The sequence below is a fragment of the Pantoea sp. ANP04 genome, from assembly GCF_041982285.1.
In the GTDB taxonomy this organism is placed as follows: domain Bacteria; phylum Pseudomonadota; class Gammaproteobacteria; order Enterobacterales; family Enterobacteriaceae; genus Pantoea; species Pantoea eucalypti.
The window spans coordinates 1-582 of sequence record NZ_JAUTYS010000104.1 but is presented as its reverse complement, the minus strand read 5'-3'; the positions used below and the strand labels follow the sequence as shown (position 1 = coordinate 582).

Below are 582 nucleotides of genomic sequence, written 5' to 3'. Positions count from 1 at the left end.
AGTCGCTTAGCGTGGGAATGCTGGCGGGTTGACCCCCGCCATGTCTTCCATCACGCGCACAACCTGGCAGCTGTAACCGAACTCGTTGTCGTACCAGACGTACAGAACAACGCGGTTGTCCTGAACGATGGTCGCTTCAGCGTCGACAACACCGGCGTGACGCGAACCCACGAAGTCGGTGGACACCACTTCCTGCGAATTGACGAAGTCGATTTGCTTATGCAGATCGGAGTGCAGCGCCATGTAGCGCAGGTACTCGTTCATCTCTTCACGGGTGGCGGCTTTCTCAAGGTTCAGGGTGAGAATGGCCATCGACACGTTTGGCGTTGGAACGCGGATCGCGTTACCGGTCAGCTTGCCGGCCAGCTCAGGCAGGGCCTTGGCAGCAGCGGTAGCAGCACCCGTCTCGGTGATCACCATGTTCAGCGCGGCGCTACGGCCACGGCGATCGCCCTTGTGGAAGTTGACGATCAAGTTCTGGTCGTTGGTGTACGAGTGAACGGTTTCAACGTGACCGTTGATGATGCCGAACTTGTCATTCACCGCCTTGAGAACCGGCACGATGGCGTTGGTGGTGCAGGA

Annotated in this window: 1 pseudogene; it reads right to left on the bottom strand. The window is 58.6% G+C overall.

Annotation, left to right across the window (positions count from 1 at the left end):
• Positions 1–6: 6 nt before the first annotated feature.
• Positions 7–582: pseudogene (locus Q7C21_RS22560) on the bottom strand (glyceraldehyde-3-phosphate dehydrogenase); the annotation flags it as partial.